The 14036-nt window shown below is 71.9% G+C and carries 14 protein-coding genes and 1 pseudogene; 4 read left to right on the top strand and 11 right to left on the bottom strand.

The features are described from left to right. Positions 1–11: 11 nt before the first annotated feature. Positions 12–1127, top strand: coding sequence for a cellulose binding domain-containing protein (locus AB0M08_RS18950; RefSeq protein ID WP_364494522.1), 1116 nt, complete (start codon positions 12–14; stop codon positions 1125–1127). 66 nt (positions 1128–1193) lie between these two features. Here AB0M08_RS18950 and AB0M08_RS18945 read toward each other — a convergent pair whose 3' ends face one another. Then, positions 1194–2018: a helix-turn-helix transcriptional regulator gene (locus AB0M08_RS18945; RefSeq protein ID WP_364494519.1), complete on the bottom strand. Its 825-nt coding sequence runs from the start codon at positions 2016–2018 to the stop codon at positions 1194–1196. Between the two features lie 86 nt (positions 2019–2104). Between AB0M08_RS18945 and AB0M08_RS18940 the strand changes: the two genes are divergently transcribed. Together AB0M08_RS18940 and AB0M08_RS18935 are read left to right on the top strand one after the other, a co-directional pair. Then, positions 2105–2887: an SDR family oxidoreductase gene (locus AB0M08_RS18940; protein ID WP_364494517.1), complete on the top strand. Its 783-nt coding sequence runs from the start codon at positions 2105–2107 to the stop codon at positions 2885–2887. Positions 2888–2927: 40 nt separating this feature from the next. After that, complete coding sequence (locus tag AB0M08_RS18935; RefSeq protein WP_364494515.1) at positions 2928–3446, top strand: GNAT family N-acetyltransferase; 519 nt, start codon at positions 2928–2930, stop codon at positions 3444–3446. Positions 3447–3458: 12 nt separating this feature from the next. Here AB0M08_RS18935 and AB0M08_RS18930 read toward each other — a convergent pair whose 3' ends face one another. Beyond that, positions 3459–3827 carry a hypothetical protein gene (locus AB0M08_RS18930; RefSeq protein WP_364494878.1) on the bottom strand — a complete coding sequence of 123 codons (369 nt, stop codon included), beginning with the start codon at positions 3825–3827 and terminating at the stop codon, positions 3459–3461. On the opposite strand from AB0M08_RS18930, the gene AB0M08_RS18925 reads away from it, so the two are divergent. After that, complete coding sequence (locus AB0M08_RS18925; RefSeq protein ID WP_364494512.1) at positions 3735–4310, top strand: hypothetical protein; 576 nt, start codon at positions 3735–3737, stop codon at positions 4308–4310. The genes AB0M08_RS18930 and AB0M08_RS18925 overlap by 93 nt on opposite strands. Here AB0M08_RS18925 and AB0M08_RS18920 read toward each other — a convergent pair. From AB0M08_RS18920 to AB0M08_RS18880, 9 genes and pseudogenes are all read right to left on the bottom strand, one after another. After that, positions 4277–5176: pseudogene (locus AB0M08_RS18920) on the bottom strand (non-reducing end alpha-L-arabinofuranosidase family hydrolase); the annotation flags it as partial. The gene AB0M08_RS18925 and the pseudogene AB0M08_RS18920 sit on opposite strands and share 34 nt — an antisense overlap. Positions 5177–5335: 159 nt before the next feature. After that, positions 5336–6919, bottom strand: a complete 1584-nt coding sequence (locus AB0M08_RS18915; protein ID WP_364494509.1) for a glycoside hydrolase 43 family protein — start codon at positions 6917–6919, stop codon at positions 5336–5338. Positions 6920–7102: 183 nt separating this feature from the next. After that, the gene (locus tag AB0M08_RS18910; RefSeq protein ID WP_364494506.1) at positions 7103–8563 is read right to left on the bottom strand and encodes a sigma-70 family RNA polymerase sigma factor; all 1461 of its coding nucleotides are present in this window, start codon (positions 8561–8563) and stop codon (positions 7103–7105) included. Positions 8564–8729: 166 nt separating this feature from the next. Beyond that, a complete protein-coding gene (locus AB0M08_RS18905; protein ID WP_364494503.1) occupies positions 8730–10094 on the bottom strand; it encodes a rhodanese-like domain-containing protein in 1365 nt (454 codons plus the stop codon). A gap of 11 nt (positions 10095–10105) precedes the next feature. Next, entirely contained in the window at positions 10106–10864 is a 759-nt protein-coding gene (locus AB0M08_RS18900) for a sulfite exporter TauE/SafE family protein (RefSeq protein ID WP_364494500.1), read from the bottom strand. A gap of 6 nt (positions 10865–10870) precedes the next feature. After that, a complete protein-coding gene (locus AB0M08_RS18895) occupies positions 10871–11362 on the bottom strand; it encodes a rhodanese-like domain-containing protein (protein ID WP_364494497.1) in 492 nt (163 codons plus the stop codon). Between the two features lie 95 nt (positions 11363–11457). After that, positions 11458–11727, bottom strand: coding sequence for a metal-sensitive transcriptional regulator (locus AB0M08_RS18890; RefSeq protein ID WP_364494494.1), 270 nt, complete (start codon positions 11725–11727; stop codon positions 11458–11460). A 60-nt stretch (positions 11728–11787) separates the two neighbouring features. Continuing rightward, positions 11788–13413: a GGDEF domain-containing protein gene (locus tag AB0M08_RS18885; protein WP_364494491.1), complete on the bottom strand. Its 1626-nt coding sequence runs from the start codon at positions 13411–13413 to the stop codon at positions 11788–11790. A gap of 187 nt (positions 13414–13600) precedes the next feature. Further along, the gene (locus tag AB0M08_RS18880) at positions 13601–13924 is read right to left on the bottom strand and encodes a hypothetical protein (protein WP_364494488.1); all 324 of its coding nucleotides are present in this window, start codon (positions 13922–13924) and stop codon (positions 13601–13603) included. Positions 13925–14036: the final 112 nt, after the last annotated feature.

The following is a 14036-nucleotide window of genomic DNA, read 5'->3' as shown; positions in this document are numbered from 1 at the left end:
TCGGATGGACCATGCGCAGACGTACTCTCGCCCTCTCGCTCGCCGCGACCGCGGCCCTCACTGCCGCAGCCGGAGCGGTCACCGCGCTGCCCGCCTCCGCGGCCGCCGGGTGCACCGTCGCCTACACCGTCACCAGCTCGTGGCCGGGCGGCTTCGGGGCCAACGTCACCGTCACCAACCTCGGTGACGCGCTCAGCTCCTGGACGCTGGTCTGGTCGTACACCGGCGGCCAGACCGTGACGCAGGCCTGGAACACCACGCTCACCCAGAGCGGCACGCAGGTCACCGCGAAGAACGCCTCCTACAACGGTACGGTGGCGACCAACGGGACCGTCTCCTTCGGCTTCAACGGTGCGCTCACCGGGACCACCAACCCGGCGCCGACGGCGTTCACCCTGAACGGCACCGCCTGCACCGGCGCCGTCACCAACCCGACCACATCGCCGACCGCCTCGCCGACCAGCTCGACCGGGACCGGCGTACCGTCCGACGCGGTCTGGTCCGACTCCGGTCAGTGGGCGTCCTGGACCAGCGGCAGCTACACGCTCTACAACAACATCTGGGGCTCCGGCGCCGGCACCCAGACCATCTGGGCCAAGTCACCGGCGAACTGGGGCGTGATCGCGAACCACCCGCGGACCAGCGGGGTGAAGTCGTACCCGAACGTCAGTCTGACCCTGAACCGGACGCTCAGCTCACTCTCCACGCTGAGCAGCTCGTTCAACGTGACGGTGCCCAGCGACGGGGACTACACCACGGCGTACGACATCTGGGCGAACAGCCACGCGTACGAGGTCATGATCTGGACCAACCAGGCCGGCGCGGTCGGGCCGATCGCCGAGTCCTACGACTCCAACGGCGCGGTGCCGACCGCGTCCGGCGTGACCGTCGGCGGGCACACCTGGAACGTCTACCGCGGCTCGAACGGGGCCAACGCGGTCTTCTCGTTCGTCCGGACCAACACGAGCTCCGGCACGATCGACGTCCTCGCCGTCCTCAACTGGCTGCGCACCAACGGCTGGTGGGCCGACGTGACGGTGCAGGAGGCCCAGTTCGGCTTCGAGATCACCGGTACGGCGGGGGAGTCCGCGTTCACCGTGAACAACTACTCGCTCAGCTACAGCTGATCCATCGCGGTCACGCCACTCTCTCAGCGGCGTGACCGCGCCGCTTCTCCGCGGCGTGGCCCGCGATCAGCGGGTCAGGCTCTGCGGGCCGAGGACCGAGAGCAGGGCCAGTGCGTCGGCGTCCCGGGAACCGCGCGGGGCGGAGTAGAGCACGACGTACTGGTCCCGGTCCGGCAGCACCAGGGTGTCGCACTCGACGGTGACCGGGCCGACCGCCGGGTGGTGGAACGTCTTGGTGAGCATCGCGGCGGGCTGCACCTCGTGCTGCCCCCACAGCCGGGCGAACTCGGCGCTCTCGGTGAGCAAATCGTCGACGAGCCCGGTGACCAGCGGATCGGACGGATAGCGGGCGAGCGAGGACCGCAGCCGCGCGACCACGCTGTGCCGGAACTCGGTGACGTCCTGGACGCCGTAGAGGGTGGGGCCGGGCCGGAACGCCTTGCGGGCCAGGTTGCGGTCCCCCGGGGCGAAGTCCTCCATCAGCGCGGCCGCGAGCTCGTTCCAGGCGAGCACCTCGAAGATCGCGGACGTCACGAACGCGGCGGTCTGCGGAAGCCGGTCGAGCAGCGCCAGGATGCTCGGGCGTACGTCCCGCCGGTGCAGCCCGGAGCGCAGCGGGGCGGTCCCGGCGAGCAGGTGCAGATGATCGGATTCGGTCTCGGTCAGGCGTAGCGCCCCCGCGATCCCGGCCAGCACCTCGGCGGACGGCCGGGGCGCCCGGCCCTGTTCGAGCCGGACGTAGTACTCCGTGGAGATGTGCGCGAGCACCGCCACCTCCTCGCGGCGCAGCCCCGGGGTCCGGCGCCGCGGCCCCGCCGGAAGACCGGCGTCCTCCGGCCGGAGCCGTTCCCGGCAGTGCCGGAGGAATGCCGCGAGCGCCTGCTTGTCCATGCCCCGAGTGTGCCCGCCGCGCGGCCGCCGATCGTAGTACCGTCTGTGCCTGCCTCCCGCCGGCCATCGCGACCATCGTGGTCGGCATGACAGACACCACCGATATCCGTCCGATCGGCCTGCTCACCGGCAAGGTCGTGGTCATCACCGGCGCCAGCCGGGGCATCGGCGCGGCCGCCGCCCGGCTCTTCGCCCGGGAGGGCGCCGCGGTCGTGCTCGCCTCCCGCGGTGTCGAGGCCCTGGAGAAGATCGTCGCGGAGATCCGCGCCGACGGCGGCACCGCCGACGCGGTCGCCCTGGACCTCGCCGACAGCGCGAGCATCCGGGCCGCGGTCGATCGCGCCGGGGAGTTGCACGGCCGCCTCGACGGCGCGTTCAACAACGGCGCCGCGATCCAGCGGCCCGGCCCGCTCGACACCACCACCGACGAGGACCTCGACGGGCAGTACGCGGTCAACTTCCGCGGTCACTGGACCGCGATGACCGCCGAGGCCGCGCTGATGCGCCGCACCGGCGGCGGCGCGATCGTGAACACCTCCAGCATCGGCAGCCGCCGCGCGAATCCGGCGCTTCCCGCGTACGGCGCGATGAAGCGCGCCCTGAACAGCATCACCGAGACCGCCGCGGTGACCTGGGCGCCGGAGGGCATCCGGGTCAACGGGATCACGCCCGGCGGGACGGCCACCGAGATGATCGACGCGTGGGAGGCGGCCACCCCCGGCGTGCTCGACCGGATCCGGACGTCGATCCCGCTGGGCCGGATGGCCGAGCCCCGCGAGGTCGCCGAGGTGGCCGCCTGGCTGCTCAGCGACCGCGCCGCGATGGTGACCGGCGCGATCATCCCGGTCGACGGCGGCGCGGGCGCCTGAGCGGGTTCTGTTCGGTGACCGATGTCGATAGCGTCGGGGTATGCCTGAGCTGATCGCGCCGACCGTTAGCCTGCACAGCGCCTTCCTGGAGTGCCACGAGGAGTGGGGGCCCGGCCTGCACGAGGACGGGTTCGGGCTACGGGACGGTGACGACGTGCGTACCCCGGAAGGGTTTGCGGTGTGGGTGGGCCGGCGTCTTCGGCTGGACCATCCGAGCAGCGCGCCGTGCCCGGAGGAGCAGCACTGCACCGCGCGGTGGATCGTGGAGGACGGCCGGATCCTCGGCGGGATCGCCCTGCGGCACCGGTACGACGACGACCTCGGCCAGATCGGCTACGGGATCCGCCCGTCCGCGCGCCGCCGCGGCCTGGCGAGCTGGGCGCTGGCCGCGATGCTCGGCGAGGCACGGGCCCGGGACATGGAGCGGGTCCTGGTCCCGTGCCTGGCGAACAACGTCGCGTCGGCCCGCACGATCGAGCGCAACGGCGGCATCCTGGAGTCGATCCGCCACTTCGAGGATTTCGCCGTACGCCGTTACTGGATCACTCTGGACTGGTGAGGCCGGTGGTCCCTACGGCGCGAGCAGATCCCGGTGCTCCCGGGTCCACTCGTATGCTGCCCGCACGGCATCGGCCACGCCCGCATCCCGGAGCCGGACCATTGCGGGCTCGCCCGCCGCGGCGGCCGTCTCGATGCCGGAGCGGCACCGATCCTGCCACCACAGGACCGTGTCGATCAGGGCGGACCGGTCCGCCAGCCCGTAGGCGTCGGCGACGACGCGGACCAGCGACGCCGCCTCCCGGGCGTCCCGGACACCGGGCCCGAGACCGACGAACTGCCAGCAGACGTGCGCGACATCGTTGATCCGCTCGCCGGGCGCGGCGACCACCTCGCTGACGAACCCGCCGTCCAGCGCCCGCTCCGCGGACGAATCCGACACCGCTCACCTCATCCCACGGATCAACCGGAGGCGCTCTACCCTACGGCCAGTGCGTCGAGGCGGGCGACGGCCGCCGGAGGAAGGGCGAGGTCCGCGGCTGCGAGGTTCGCGTCCCGCATCCGGCAGACCGCCGACGAGCGCGCCGAGTTCGAGCGGTCCCTCGTCGCGGACCTGCGGGCGAGCACCGGCCGCTATCCGAACGACCCCGAGCTCGGCGCGCTGGTGACCCGGCTGCTGGGTGTTCCGCGGTTCCGGGAGCTGTGGGATTTGCGCGCGGTCGCCGAGCACGAGACCGCGCGCAAGACCGTCGAGCATCCGCAGGTCGGCGACATCGCCATCGACGCCTACGTGCTGACCACCCAGGGCACCGACCTGCGGATGGTGGTCAGCACCCCGCGACCGGGCACCGACGCGCGCGGCAGGCTCGACCTGGCCGCCACGATCGGCGTTCAGGAGATGCGGGTGAGCAGCCCGGGCCGGTAGGGCAGGAGCCCGTAGTCACCGCCGGAGCCGGGGGCCCGGCCCTGGTAGAGCAGCCGCAGGTTGCACGGGTCGACGGTCATCGTCTGGTCGGCGCCGGTGCGGACCAGCTCACCGTGGCTGATGTCGTCGGTCCAGGTGGCGCCGCTGTTGGCCTTGCCCGCGAACGGGTTGCTCTCGGTGGCGGCCTGCGCGGTCCACGTCCCGCCGAGGCTGGTCGCGGTGAACGACCGGAAGTAGCGGCCGTTGGCCCCGATCGCCTCGACGATCATCAGGTACTGGCTCTGGCCCTGGACCTTGTAGACCTGCGGCGCCTCGAACAGGTTGTTCGTGGTGTCGCTCATGACGATCGTCGAGGTGGTGCCGAAGGTGCCGGGGAAGTTGCCGATCGGCATGCTCGCCCGATAGATCTTGCCGTTGTCCCCGGCGAAGAAGAGGTACATGGTCGTGCCGTCGCCGATGACGGTCTGGTTGATCGGCCCGGTGCCGGAGCCGCTGATCGTTCCGGAGAAGAGCGGCTGCGCGGCCGACCATCCGTTGGCGTTGGCCGGGTCGCTGGAGGTGCGGTAGGAGAACGCGGTGGCGCCCCACTGATAGGTGAGCACCCAGACGCCCTTCGGCGCGAAGTAGAAGAGCGTGGGCGCCACGGTCGCCGAGGTCATGGTGTTCTGGCTGGCCGAGCCCATGTCGGACCAGTTCGTGAAGAGCCCGAAGTTCATCGACCCCCAGGTGGTGCCGGTGTCGTGGGTGGTGGCGTAGACGAGGTTCTGCCCGTTGTAGGGCACCGTGGTGAAGTCCTTGAGCGACACCCAGCCCGACTTGGGGGTGGCCAGCGCGCCGGTCGACGACCAGCGGTAGGTCGAGGGCAGGGCGCAGGCGGCGGCCGCGGGTTCGCTCACCGCGACGGCTCCGCCGCCGGCGAGCAGGATCATCGCGGCGATTCCGGTGCGCCACCATGCGCGGCGCGTCCAGGTGATTGCCATGAGAGCTTCTCCCAACCTTTCTCGGGTACGGGTACGGAACGCCGGTCAGGGCGTGGTCAGGTCGAAACGGTTGACGGTGACCGCGCCACCCAGGGCACTGGTGGCGTAGTCGAAGATGCCGAAGCGGTAGCCCGTGAAGAACCGCCAGTCGTCGGTCAGGGTGAACGGCGGCCCGAGGGTGGTGAAAGCGCCGCCGTCGGTGCTGTAGGAGAAGGTGGCGGTGCGGCCCGCACCCGGGCGGACGTCGGCGCTGACCCGGAGCCGGATCCGGCCGCCGGTCACCGTGGCGCCGGCCTGTTCGGTGCCGGTCCCGGTGGTGCTCCAGTCGGTGGTCGACATGGTCAGCCCGCTGGTCATCGAGACCCGGGTGACGCCGTCGTCCCGGCGCACGCCGATCCAGGCGGACCGGTCCCGGAGCATCGCCAGGCCGGCCCGGTCGCCGTCGGCCATCCGCGAGTAGTCGAGCTCGATCGTCGCGGTGGAGGCGGGTCCCGGAATCCGGTGGGTGAGGGTGTTGCGGGCGTCGTAGAGGTCGCCGGTGACGGTCGCGGTGCTCAGCCGCAGCCCGTCGCCGACGGTGAACCGGCTGGTGTCGGGGTTGTGGTTCCACTCCCACCGGGGTCCGAGCATGGTGCCGGTGAAGGTGTCCGGGCCGCTCATCGGGGCGACGGTCCGGGTGGTGGTGATGGCCGGTTTCGGGTAGGTGGCGCCCCAGGCGCCGTTGACGGTGGTCAGGACCGGCCAGTCGTCGTTCCAGGTGATCGGCGCGAGGGTCGGCACGCGCCCGCCGGGGTAGGCGTCGGTGAACGCCATGTACCACCAGTCGCCCGCCGCGGTCTGCACCAGGCCGCCCTGGTGGGGCACCCCGCCGCCGGAGATCGGGCCGGGCAGGTCGAGCAGGACCTGGCGCTGCTCGTACGGTCCCCAGGGGCTGGTCGAGCGGAGCACGTACTGGCCGTTCGCGGGCCGGGTCAGCCAGATGTAGTAGTACGCGCCGCGCCGGTACATCCGGGAGCCCTCGAGGGTGCCGATGCTCGACGGCGTGGTGTAGACCGCCTGCGTCCGGACCTGCGCGGTCAGATCGGGGGAGAGCTGCGCGACGCTGATCGTCCCGTTGCCGTAGGCGACGTACGGGGTGTCGCCGTCGAAGAGCAGCCCGGCGTCGTAGTAGCAGGTGCCGAGCCGGGCCCGCTTGCTCCAGGCCCCGTCGACCGCCGTGGCGGTGTAGACGTAGGTGCGGTTGAACTCGGTGCACCCCAGCCAGTAATAGGTGCCGTCACTCGGCCGGTAGTTGAACGCCGACGCCCAGATGCCTTTCACGTACGCCCGCCCGCCGGAGAGGTCGTACGCGGCGCTGTCGAAGTCCAGCCGTGGCACCGAGCGGCCGGCGTACTCCCAGTTCACCAGGTCGTAGGAGCGCAGGATCGGCGCGCCCGGCGAGTAGTGCATGGTCGACGCCGAGTAGTAGTAGGCGTCGCCGACCCGGATGACGTCGCCGTCGGCGAAGTCCTGCCACACGACGGGATTGGTGAACGTCCCGGCGTCGAGATTCGTGGCCGATCCATTTTCGGGGACGGTCGACGGAATGGCGAGAACGGCGGCCAGGACGAAGGCAAGACGGTTTCGCATAGTCATCTCCGCACCGTTTTGGGAGCGCTAACATTCGTGAACCGATGTTGCCAGACGATTACGGTGAATTCAAGGACGTCACTGCATTGGCTCGATATAACAGAAACGGGGAAACGATTTTCGCGCGACGCGAGAATATTTTCCGAGGCTTTCTGTTATGCCGGATCGGGCGGGGGAGTCGCCTCAGTCGGCGAGGGGCGGCCGTACCCGAAAGGAACTGTCGGCGCGGAAGGCCGCGCCGGCGACGGCCTGATCGACCCACAGGTCGTCGTTCCGGTGACGCAGGAACCATCCGGGGTAGTTGGCCGATTCGAGGGTCACCGACCCGGTGGCGGCACCCGCGCGGGGGCAGAAGGTGGCGTCGCCGCGGAACAGCGCGGTGCCCTCCTCCTCGGCGACCCGGATCCGCCAGGAGGAGTGGCGCAGGTAGCGGCCGTCGGCGGTGCGGAACGAGAGGCAACCGGGGTCGGCCAGGCCCGCGACGGCCTGGAAGGTCGCCTGCCGCCGGGCGGTCGTGGTGTTGGCCGGGGTGACGGCGGTGAGGACCCCGACGGTGCCGGCCGCGGTGACGTAGCGCCCGGCCGCGTTCACCGACTCCAGCGAGACCGGCCCGGCGCGCAGGAGCGTCGTCCCGCTGGTGGGGGCGCTCGCCGGTGCGGTGCTCCGGCTGGGTGACGTCGTCGCCGGGGCGGCGACGGGCGGCGGCGTGGTCGTCTCCGGCGTGGACACCCGGACCGTGGTGACCGTCGCTCCGACGGCCAGCGCCCCGGCGGCGACGGCGGCGATCACCGGGTGGGCCGCGGCGCCGAGCAGTGCCGCCTTCGTCGCGGTCGTGGCCGTGGCGGCCGCCGTCGCCGCGACGCCGCCGCCGTGCTCGGCCAGGACCGCGCCGGTCAGCGTGGTGGGCGCGGGCAGCAGGATCAGGCTCGGCAGGAGGTGATCGGTGGGCGTCAGCCCGTCGGTGACCCCGGTGCAGGCCGGGCAGGTGCGGATGTGCCGGGCCGCGCGCTTGCGCCACCGTGGTCCGGGTACGGTGTCCCATCCCGTCAGCGCCGCACCCAGCCCGGGGCAGGGCGGCCGGGCCCGCAGGGCGGCCACCACGGTCCGGCTCAGATCGAGCTGCCGGCGCATCCGCTGGATCCGGACGCCGGCGTGCGCCACCGTCACGCCCAGCGCGGACGCCAGCTCGGCGCGGGTCATCCGCCCGGCGACCTCCAGCCACCAGAGCGCCAGCAGCGACCGGTCCGCGGCGTCGAGCCAGCGCCCCGCCTGCCGCACCTGGCGGCGCTGGGCGGAGAGCTCCAGTTCCCTTTCCGGTACGCCGTCGGGCCCGGCCTCGGCCGCCTCGTCCAGCGGGGCCGTCCGCTCGGCGGCCCGCGCCACCCGGTCCCGGTGGGTGCTGATCTGACGCAGCGTGATCGCCGCCAGCCAGGGCCGGAAACTCTCCGGCGTCCGCAGCGCCGGCAGCTTGCGCAGGGCGCGCACCATGACGTCCTGGACGACGTCGTCGACGTCCACATCATCGTCGAGCGCCTGGCCGACCAGCGTGTACACCATCGGCAGACAGTCCGCGACGAGCCCCTCCAGCGCGGCGCGATCCCCGCCTCGCGCGGCCCGAACCCGCTCGGCGCCGTCCGCGCGCATCCGCTGTCACCACCTGTGCTTGTATCGATGACTGCCACTGCGATCCGGTCCTCGACTGTGAACGACGGGATCGATGGCGTCAACGGTCCCGGCAACGCCATGCGCTGCCGGGACCCGTGCCCTGTTCGGTCAGGAGACGTTCGCGTCCGGGTAGGCCCGGACCCGGTCAGGCGGTGACCAGCTGCTGCCAGGCGGTGTAGCCGCCGAGGAGGTCGGTGGTGTCCGGGTGGCCGGTGGCGCGCAGCAGGCTGGCGGCGACCGAGGAGCGGTAGCCGCCAGCGCAGTGCACCACGACCGGGCTGTCGGTGGGGATCTCGGCGGTGCGGCGGGGGAGTTCGGCGAGCGGGATGTGTACCGACCCGGGGATGGCGCCCCGCTCGCGTTCGGCCGCACCGCGCACGTCGAGGATCAGCGGCGGGCGCGCGTCGTCGAGGGCGGCGCGCAGCTCGGTCGCGGTACGCCGCACGGCCGGAGTGAGGTCCGCCGCCATCCGGGGCAGGGTGGCGTCGGGGTCGTCCAGGTAGCCGAGTACCCGGTCGAAGCCGATGCGGGCGAGGCGGGTGACGACCTCCGGCTGGCCGACCACGAGCAGGGTGTCGTCCGGCCGTGCGACGGTTCCGGCGGTCTCGGCGAAACGGCCGTCGGCCGGGATGTTCAGCGCGCCGCGCAGGTGTCCGGCGGCGAACTCGTGCGGGTCGCGGGCGTCGATCACGATGGCCCCGGCGGCGCGTGCGGCGGTGAATGCGTCGACGGGGAGTGCCCGGGGCGGGGTGGTGTGGTCGAACAGGTCGCGGGTGCGGCGGTTGAGGTCGGCGTCGAAGGCGAAATAGCCGGGTGCGGCCGGCTGACCCGCGGTGACCAGGGCGAGGAACCGGTCGACGGGCATCGGGGCGCAGGCGTAGTTGGTGCGGCGCTGCTCGCCGATGGTGGACTGTCGGTCGGGGGAGAGGTTCCGTCCGCAGGCGGAGCCGGCGCCGTGGGCGGGGAAGACCCGCACCTCGTCGGGGAGGCCCATCAGACGGCGCTGCACGCTGTCGTGGAGCATCCGGCCCAGCTCGTCGGCGGTCGTTCCGGTGGAGGCGAGCAGGTCCGGGCGGCCGACGTCGCCGATGAAGAGGGCGTCACCGGTGAGGACGCCGTACGGGACGGTGTCGGCCGCGTGCTCGTGGACCAGCACGCTGATCGACTCCGGGGTGTGGCCGGGTGTCTCCATGATCTGCAGGGTGACGTCGCCGAGGCTGATCCGTGCGCCGTCGGTGAGGCGGCGGATCGGGTACTCGGTCGAAGCGCGGTGGCCGTACCCGATCCAGGCGCCGGTGGCCGCGGCGACCTCCAGGTGGCCGGCGAGGAAGTCGGCGTGGAAGTGGGTGTTGATGACGCCCTCGATGCGCAGGCCGTGGGTCTGGGCATCGGCCAGGTACTCGCCGATGTCGCGGCGCGGGTCGACGAGCACGGCGCGGCCGGTGCCCTCGTCGGCGATCAGGTAGGAGGCCTGGGACAGGCAGTCGAGGTAGTACTGGGTGAAGAGCATGGATCACTCCTTCAGATGTTGGTGATGACGACGAACGCGGCGACGGCGAACACCAGCCAGGCGAAGGCGCGCTGCAGGTGGGTGGTGGGCAGGCGTCCGGCGATCCGTCCGGCGGTCAGGGAACCGGCGACGGCGGCGAGGGCGAACGTTCCGGTGACGCGGTAGTCGAGAGCGGCGTCGCCGGCGTGTGCCACGAAACCGGCCGTGGCGTTGAGCACGATGACGACCAGGGAGGTGGCCACGGCGGCGGGCATGCTCAGGCCGAGGGACAGGACCAGGGCGGGGGTGACGAGGAACCCGCCGCCTACGCCGAACAGGCCGGTGAGGAAGCCGACGGCGAGCCCGGCGGCTACCGAACGGGGCAGGCAGCCGCGCCAGTCGACGCCGCCGCCGGGCAGGGCGCAGGCGCCGCCGGGCTCGTCGCGGGCGCGCAGCATCCGGATCCCGGCGACGACCATCAGGGCGGCGAAGCCGAGGAGGACCAGACGCGGGTCGAGCAGGCGGTTGACGGCGGCCCCGGCGAAGGCCGCGACGGCGCCGGTCCCGCCGATGATCCCGGCGATCCGCCAGCGCACCAGCCCGGCGCGGAGCCGGGGGAGCAGGGCGGTGGCCGAGGAGAGGCCGACGACGAGCAGTGAGGTGGGTACGGCCGCCGCGAGGGTGAGCCCGGCGCCGTAGACGAGCGCGGGGACGGCCAGGATCGAGCCGCCACCGCCGAGTAGGCCGAGCAGTACCCCGATGACCAGGCCGAACCCGAGGGCGGAGATCACGGCTGGTCAGCGACGGTTGTAGGGCAGCGCGGCCAGGAGCGTGCCCAGGGCGCAGGTTCCGGTCAGTGCGGCGACGGCCAGTCCGCCGCCGACCAGGGCGGCGAGCCACTTGGCCGGTTCGACGACGGTGCTGGCGAGGACGGCGGTCACCACGAGGCCGCCGGCGACCAGGCGGACCTGGCGGTCGAGGTCCCAGCGCGGGGCTCCGGTGGTGACCGGAGCGCCGAGGGCCTGCCAGGCGAGGATGCCGCCGGTGAGCACCCGGGAGTGCGGCAGTCCGGCCGCGGCCCGGGTGGCGCGCTGTCCCGAGCGGCAGACGAGCACCACCCGGTCGTCGGGGTCGAGGCGCAGCGCGCCGAGCGGCATGTTGACGGACCCGAGGATGTGCACGGCCGCGAACTCGGCCGGGGTGCGCACGTCGATCATCCGGGGCGCCTGGCCGTTGGTGATCAGGTGGTGCAGGTCGGTGGCATCGATGGTCGCCGGTTTCTTGGTCATCTGTTGACTCCTCTCGGTGCATACCCCGGGGGGTATGTGGAAGGCAGAATGCGGCCGAGGCCGCGGGGTGGTCAGGAGAAAGGGGGCGGGGCGGGTCAGGAGAGGGCGAGGAAGAGCTTCTCCAGCTCCTCGTCGGTCATCGGCGGCTCCTCGCCGCGCGCGTGAGCGGACTGGCACTCGCGCATGCCGGTGGCAATGATCTTGAAGCCGGCCCGGTCGACGGCGCTGGACACCGCGGCGAGCTGGGTGAGGACCCGTTTGCAGTCCTCACCGTTTTCGATCATCGCGATCACCGCGCCGAGCTGCCCCTGCGCTCGCTTCAACCGGGTCAGCGCGTCCTTCAGCAGGACCGGGCTCATCTCCATGACGACCAGCATACCCCAGGGGGTATCAGTCGGCGTTGTGCCGCGTACCCGAAAGAAGAATCAACGAAGCTCGGCGGCCGGCAGACGGCCGCCCTTGCGCTCGAGTTCGGCCACGCGGCTGCGGAGACGGTCCAGCTCGGCGAGCTCGGCCGGGTCGAGGCCGGGCATCGCCGCCGGAGCGGGCACCGACGCGGCGTCGATCTCCATGGCCAGGTCGTAGAGGACGACGTGCTCGTGCTCGTTGCGCTGCCGCTTGATGTGGTACATCGCGACGTCGGCCTGGTGCAGCAGCTCCTGGCCCTCGATCAGCCGGTCCGCCGTCGTGATGCTCACGCCGATGCTGGCGCCGACGCGCACCCGCTCGCCGGCCGCCGTGAACGGGGCCGCGCAGGCCGCCACGATCGACTCGGCGATCTGCAGCGCGGTGGCGGTGTCGTTGACCTCGGGCAGGATGACCACGAACTCGTCGCCGCCGAGCCGCCCCGTGGTGTCGCCGGAGCGGACGCTCGCCCGCAGCACGTCGCCGAAGGCCACCAGCAGCTCGTCGCCGGCGGCGTGCCCGAGACGGTCGTTGACCGGCTTGAACCCGTTCAGGTCGATCAGCAGGACCGCGGTGGGCCGGCCGGTCCGGGTGCTGCGCTCGACCGCCCGGTTGAGGCGGTCGTAGACGGCGACCCGGCTGGCCAGGCCGGTCAGGGCGTCCCGGACCACGAAGTCGTGGTTCTCCCGCAGCGCGATGACCTGCCGTCCGGCGATCGCGCCGGTCAGCACCAGCGCGCCGGCGATCAGGCCGATCCAGAGGCCGGGCTGCGAGGTGAGGGCCGCCGCCATCAGCACGCCGTAGCCGAGTCCGAGGGCCAGGTACGGCAGGATCGTCGGCCGCCGGTGACCGGCCGCCGCGGTGACCTGAACGTCCCGGCCGACGCCGCGCCGGTGCAGCAGGGCGGCGGTGGTCAGCGACAGGATGCCGGCGTGCTGCAGGATGTCGATCGCGGGCATGGAGGGGACGACGTCGTGCCGGGTCAGCACGTATCCGACGGAGATCACGCCGATCCCGAGCGCCACGTTGCCGAAGAGCAGGAAGGTCAGCGGGTGCCGAGGGGTGGTCACCCCGCCGCGCATCATCACCGCGCAGACCACGAAGATGATCACGAGGTTCAGCACCGGCTGGGTGATCGTGATGGTCCGCGGCGAGCCGAGCGTCGAGTGCAGCGCCGGCGCCAGGACCAGGAACCACAGGGCGATGAACCCGCCGCCGCACACCGCCGCCATGTCCAGCCCGAACCGGATCCGCGCCGCCCGGGTCATCGCCCGGACCGGGAACGCCAGCAGGCACGCGAGCATCGGCGCCACCTGCACCGCCCAGGTGATCGCGGCGGCCAGCAGCACGCCCGGCTTCGGCGGATGCCCCGGCCCACCGCTGAACGCGGCGAAGAACAGGACCTGAACGACCAGACCCAGCACCCAGTACGCCCCGAGCAGCAGCCACGGCCGTCGTTCCCGCCGGGTCATCCCGCGCTGGAACGCCGTACGGGCCGTGACCACCAGAGCGAGCACCTGCAACAGCGCGAGGTCGATCGTGTTGATCATCCCGTAGAACGGCAGCCGGCTGATCGAGACCATGAACGCCGCGTTCACCAGCAGCACCGCGACCGGCCACAGCGGCAGCCAACGGGGACCTCGCATCGTCACGTCTTCTCCCCGTCACCGCTCCGGCCCACCCCGACATCCCTCCCGATCGGCCCGGACCGCACCCGATCGAGGGGAACAGCGATTGCCACCTGGTTGCCGACCCGGAGAAACACGGTGCGGAGACGGCGCATCAGCCGCGACGAGCGGTGCGATCAGGTCGGTCTCACACGTGCGCTGTGGGTCAGGCCGCCGCCAACTCGGGCAACAGCCCCTCCCAGGCACGGACCAGAACCTGGGCGGTCAGCATCCGGATCTTCGGCCAGTCCCGGACGAGGAGGTCGCGGTTGATCCATCGGGCCAGGTCGGCGCGCTGGCCGTCACCGATCAGCGTGGTGTACAGGGTCAGGCGCCGGGGTGCGTTCTCGACGTCGAAGGCCGGAACACCGGACCAGAAGATCCGGTTCGGGAGTTCGACGACGCCGGTGCGTGGACCGGTGAACTCATCCCAGGTCGGGATCCGGTCGGTCATGTCCTCGGTCCGGGCCAACCTCTGATTGATACCCACCCGCAAATTCTGGCACCGGGACTGTACAAATAACGGTGTAACTCCTGATCAAGGAGACGCATCTGATGACCATGACAACTGACGCCGTGGATACTGCCGCGGTGGCGAAGAA

Origin of the sequence: Actinoplanes sp. NPDC051851, from assembly GCF_040681165.1 — a bacterium.
Classification (GTDB): domain Bacteria; phylum Actinomycetota; class Actinomycetes; order Mycobacteriales; family Micromonosporaceae; genus Actinoplanes.
Note: the sequence above shows the minus strand (reverse complement) of the source record. Positions and strands in the feature narration are given on the sequence as shown.

Excerpts from the sequence above, each read along its gene's own strand:
- AB0M08_RS18950 (WP_364494522.1), top strand. The coding sequence starts at position 12 with ATGCGCAGACGTACTCTCGCCCTCTCGCTCGCCGCGACCGCGGCCCTC.
- AB0M08_RS18945 (WP_364494519.1), bottom strand. The coding sequence starts at position 2,018 with ATGGACAAGCAGGCGCTCGCGGCATTCCTCCGGCACTGCCGGGAACGG.
- AB0M08_RS18940 (WP_364494517.1), top strand. The coding sequence starts at position 2,105 with ATGACAGACACCACCGATATCCGTCCGATCGGCCTGCTCACCGGCAAG.
- AB0M08_RS18935 (WP_364494515.1), top strand. The coding sequence starts at position 2,928 with ATGCCTGAGCTGATCGCGCCGACCGTTAGCCTGCACAGCGCCTTCCTG.
- AB0M08_RS18915 (WP_364494509.1), bottom strand. The coding sequence starts at position 6,919 with ATGCGAAACCGTCTTGCCTTCGTCCTGGCCGCCGTTCTCGCCATTCCG.
- AB0M08_RS18910 (WP_364494506.1), bottom strand. The coding sequence starts at position 8,563 with ATGCGCGCGGACGGCGCCGAGCGGGTTCGGGCCGCGCGAGGCGGGGAT.
- AB0M08_RS18905 (WP_364494503.1), bottom strand. The coding sequence starts at position 10,094 with ATGCTCTTCACCCAGTACTACCTCGACTGCCTGTCCCAGGCCTCCTAC.
- AB0M08_RS18895 (WP_364494497.1), bottom strand. The coding sequence starts at position 11,362 with ATGACCAAGAAACCGGCGACCATCGATGCCACCGACCTGCACCACCTG.
- AB0M08_RS18890 (WP_364494494.1), bottom strand. The coding sequence starts at position 11,727 with ATGGAGATGAGCCCGGTCCTGCTGAAGGACGCGCTGACCCGGTTGAAG.
- AB0M08_RS18885 (WP_364494491.1), bottom strand. The coding sequence starts at position 13,413 with ATGCGAGGTCCCCGTTGGCTGCCGCTGTGGCCGGTCGCGGTGCTGCTG.